This is a genomic window from Psychromonas sp. (assembly GCF_041586535.1).
Lineage (GTDB): Bacteria > Pseudomonadota > Gammaproteobacteria > Enterobacterales > Psychromonadaceae > Psychromonas.
This window is the reverse complement of sequence record NZ_JBFGZY010000205.1, coordinates 1-4339: the sequence shown is the minus strand read 5'-3', so window position 1 is coordinate 4339 and position 4339 is coordinate 1. Positions and strand designations below refer to the sequence as shown.

The 4339-nt window shown below is 42.8% G+C and carries 5 protein-coding genes; all 5 read right to left on the bottom strand.

Annotation, left to right across the window (positions count from 1 at the left end; all coding sequences use genetic code 11):
* Positions 1-175 precede the first annotated feature (175 nt).
* Positions 176-1018, bottom strand: a complete 843-nt coding sequence (locus ABZA00_RS16435) for a choice-of-anchor H family protein (RefSeq protein WP_372883233.1) — start codon at positions 1016-1018, stop codon at positions 176-178.
* Positions 1019-1198: 180 nt separating this feature from the next.
* Complete coding sequence (gene hxpB / locus ABZA00_RS16430) at positions 1199-1873, bottom strand: hexitol phosphatase HxpB (RefSeq protein WP_372883232.1); 675 nt, start codon at positions 1871-1873, stop codon at positions 1199-1201.
* An 11-nt stretch (positions 1874-1884) separates the two neighbouring features.
* Positions 1885-2910 (bottom strand): LacI family DNA-binding transcriptional regulator, encoded by a 1026-nt coding sequence (locus tag ABZA00_RS16425; protein ID WP_372883231.1) that lies wholly within the window; start codon positions 2908-2910, stop codon positions 1885-1887.
* 115 nt (positions 2911-3025) lie between these two features.
* Complete coding sequence (locus tag ABZA00_RS16420; protein ID WP_372883230.1) at positions 3026-3988, bottom strand: glucokinase; 963 nt, start codon at positions 3986-3988, stop codon at positions 3026-3028.
* Between the two features lie 123 nt (positions 3989-4111).
* Positions 4112-4339, bottom strand: a 228-nt coding sequence (locus ABZA00_RS16415; RefSeq protein ID WP_372883229.1) for a family 1 glycosylhydrolase, incomplete at its 5' end; no start/stop codon positions are given.

The following is a 4339-nucleotide window of genomic DNA, read 5'->3' as shown; positions in this document are numbered from 1 at the left end:
CGTATGGAACGATTTTGAACAGCTTTAGCTGGCCACAAAGTGGTGAAGAACAGGACGTTCTGAATCAAATCAATAACAAAGACTAAAACGTAGTTTTATGTCTAGCTAGCATTCATTTTAGCAAGTATAAATGAGTAGATAATTACCGGATTTGGTATTATACCGATGCGCTTTATTACTTCACACCTTGAATGAAATTGCGCGATAAGCGGCCTGCTAAGAGTAATAATAATAGCGATATTGACCACACTGATAGACTACCCCCACCCCCGTGGTGGACATGCACAGCTTCCACATAAACCTGATCATAGTCGTTGCTTTCTAACGGCAGAGCGTAAAGAGCATCACTGTCATTGGAGCTGTAGGTGGCAACAATGTAGGGAGAACCTACCCGGTAAAGATCAATCAACAGATCATAATGTTCCGGATGATAACCTTGCAAAAAAGTCGTGACAACTTCGTATTCGTCAAGCTCGCTGTCACCGTGAATAACAAAATCATCGGTTGTGTAATAATGTTTCCAGGGGCCACCATTCTCACTTAGATATAACAGGGCATATACTGTACTGCTGTCATATCCGTCATAGCTGTACATATCAGCATCAAATACCACACTGAACGTTTGATAAAATCCGTCCTGATCAAAATCATCATATAAGGTGGTGAATGCATTAAAGATAGTGAACTCCGGTGCATAACTTCTGTTCATTACCTGCACTAAGGAGCCGCTTTGTGCTGTTGCTTGTTTTAATTGCTGTATCTCTTCCCGGGTTTTCCCGGTTGCTTTATCTGTGCTTTGATCCGGTATCACAGTGCCGACATTGTTTGTTCTGATGGTTGCGCGTTTATCATCGTTTAATGTCTGCGATAATTCACCGTAGGAAACACTGGAATGAGTGGTCTCTGACTCGTTCGCTTCTGCGCGGCTAAATAACAGGGCGCTGGCAATGAGCAGCAGTGCGCCTTTACACATTTTTTTCGCAGTACAGTTCGCTATGTCGATCTTTTGATTATTCATAGAGAAAGTCCTTAATGGTCATAATAGAGTGGTTATAACCATTAAAACCTATTCAATATGAACCTAAGCTGAACAATAAAAATAAATATGTTTTCCCGGTGCGGTTAAAGGTCTCTGTTATTGCTGTGATTTATTTTTGTAAGGGCTGCCTTATTATGCAGCAGCCCTATTTTGAAAAAGTTATGCGGGCAGTTTAATGCGCAGTAATTTGCTGATGGTTGGAGAGATAAATTCTTCAAGTGAGGTGAATTTATAATCTGCGATGCCGAAACTCGGATTATTTTCCTGTCCCGGCTCCGGAACGCATACACCTACCATTCTGGCTGCTTTGGCTGCCAATAATCCATTAACTGAATCTTCTATTGCCAGGCATTGTTGCGCTGCAATGCCTAACTGGTTTGCCGCTTCTAAATAAACTTGCGGATGGGGTTTGCCCAGCAGTAAATGTTCTGCCGAAACCTTAATGCTAATATATTGATTGAGATCGAAAATATCTAATACTGCTGCAATTAACCGCGAGGGAGAAGAGGAGGCTAAGCCAACTTTCAGCTCAGTTGTCGCCAGCCATTGCAGGCTCTCAAGTACGCCCGGCAGTAGTTTGCCATTATGCTTGATCTGTTCGATTACTTCATCCAGTATCGTATCACAAAGCGCCTGTTGGCATGCAGGGTCAAGACCACAATGGCGAATCCAATGCTGCGCAATCTCATCAATACGCAAACCGGTGCTTTGGTAGGTCTGCTGCAGGGTGATATTACCGCCAAAACGGGCAACCGCATTGACCTTGGCCTGACGCCAGAAAGGTTCAGAGTCAACGATCACTCCGTCCATATCGAAAATTATTGCTTTAATCACAAATTACTCCTTTAGCAGGTAAGCCAATTTTTGTGCGAATGATAGGGTAAAACCGAATCTCTCTGAAGCAGTTTTCCTTTGTACTGGTTTAAAAAGGCACATTGCTCTCCTGCGGCAAGTTTAAGCGCGATTTCAACCGCATGTTTGGTTACCTCTTCAATCGGTAAATCAATTGTGCTGATCGTAGGGTGGGAAAATTTCGTCATGGGGATGTTGTCTATTCCTGCAATCGAAACCTGCTCCGGCACGCGAATGCCGGCATCGGTTAATGCTTTTAATGCGCCCAGCGCCATTTCATCATTAAAAGCGAACAGCGCTGAAAAGGGTAAGTTGCTTTTGATTAGCTCCTGGCAAGCATCATAACCATCTTGTAATCCGTATTTGACATTTTTTACCAGATGTTCATTAAATCTGATTGCGTGTTGTTGTAATACTTCTTTATATGCCGTCAGACGGGCTTGTGTCGTTGGGGTTTCTATTGGCCCGGTTATACAAGCTATTTTGCGGTGCCCGTAAGCTATCAAGTGATTCATCATTAAATTGACCGGGGATCTTTGATCAAAGGTCACCGAGTGGAACAGCGGCTCAGATAACTCGCGGTTGATCAACACCAAAGGCACCGATAGTTGCTGTTTTAATTTTTGCAGTTGTTCCATGGTCATTTTTCGACTGTACAAGACGATGGCATCACATTTACGATCCGCGAGTAGCTGAATAGCTTCATATTCACGTAGAGCATCATTATGACCATTAGTAACGATCAGCTCTTTATTGGCACCTTCGGCACTGGTTGATGCCTGCTTAAGCAGGGTACCAAAATAGTCCCCTTGAAAATCGGATACTACCAGACCAATACTATTGGTCTGTTTGGCTGCGAGCGCTTGTGCCAAGCTGTTGGGCCGAAAACCCAGCTGTTCCATGGCAGCATGAACCGTTTCTTGAGTTGATTTTTTGACCTGCCCAGTACCATTAATAACTCGTGATACAGTGGCTTTGGATACACCCGCTAGCTTGCAGACATCAACAATAGTGCTCATTTATTCCCTTCTCTACGTGTTTTTGAGCTGTTAACCAAATTATAAATTCAATATTAGGTTGATTATGCTCATTAAATTTTATTATAATTTTCCGTATATAAAATACAATTGCTTATCATTGTTGTGTCTCTCTTAATTCTTGACGAAGGTAAACAGAAGCCCCCAATAACCCCGGGTTATCATTGGTTATTAAAAAGGTAGGAATGGTTGAAAGGTAACCTTGAAAACGCCCTTTATCTTCAAAGAAACTTCTGAACTCACTCGTTTGAAAGAAATCCACAAAGCGCGGTACAATACCACCGGCGATATAAACCCCACCGGTACAAGCCAGATTCAACGCAAGGTTGCCGGCAAAACCGCCCATCACCTGACAGAAAACCTGCAGACTTCTTCGTGCAATAGCGCAACTGCCATCGAGTGCCGCCTGAGATATATCTTTAGGCTGGTTAAATTTAGCGGGCTGTTTAGATAACGTGCACAGACTTTGGTATAAATTGACGAGACCTTGTCCGGACAAAATACGCTCTGCTGAAACATGGCCAAATTGCTCCTGCAACAGGAATAAAATCTCTGCTTGTTCGCGTGTATTCGCAGTAAAGCTGACATGTCCGCCTTCACCATCCAGGCTTATCCATTTACCCGCCGATTTCATGATGTGTGAAACGCCTAGTCCGGTGCCCGGGCCAAATACTGCCGTTACGCCATCAGTTTTCGCTTGACCACCGCCTATTTGTATTTTTTCCTGCTGAGAAAGAAACGGCACAGCTAATGAAATAGCAGTGTAGTCATTAATTACATATAAAGAGGTTAACTTTAATTTATCTTTCAGTGCCTGCTTGGAAAATTCCCAGCTTAAGTTGGTCATAGCAACATGGTCATTATCAACAGGACAGGCGATGCCAACACAAAGATGTTTAACCTCATCCTGCAATGTCGAAAAATAGTGAGTAAGTGCAGCTTCAAGTGTGATAAATTCTGCGCAGGCAAACTCTCTTAATTGACTCAACTTTCCAGTTTCAAGCTCACAAACCGCAAGACGGATATTTGTGCCACCGAGATCAACAACAACAGATAACATTTTTTCTCCTAACTAATTAAAAATAAAAGACAATATAATGGCAAAGATGCCCCTTTCTTATAAATCAAGGGGCAGGATAAGACTTTGAATGGGTATATCTATTTCAGTTGTGATAAACCGTGATTATAAAGCCTCACCGTTGCTTTGAATTACCTGCTGATACCAGGCAAAGCTCTTTTTACGGCTGCGCCGCATGGTGCCGCTGCCGTTATCATTTTTATCGACATAGATAAAACCATAACGTTTACGGTATTCACCTGTGCCAAAGGAAACACAGTCCAGGCATCCCCAAGGGGTATAGCCGATTAAGTCAACACCATCATCAATCACCGCTTTTTTCATCTCTTCGAT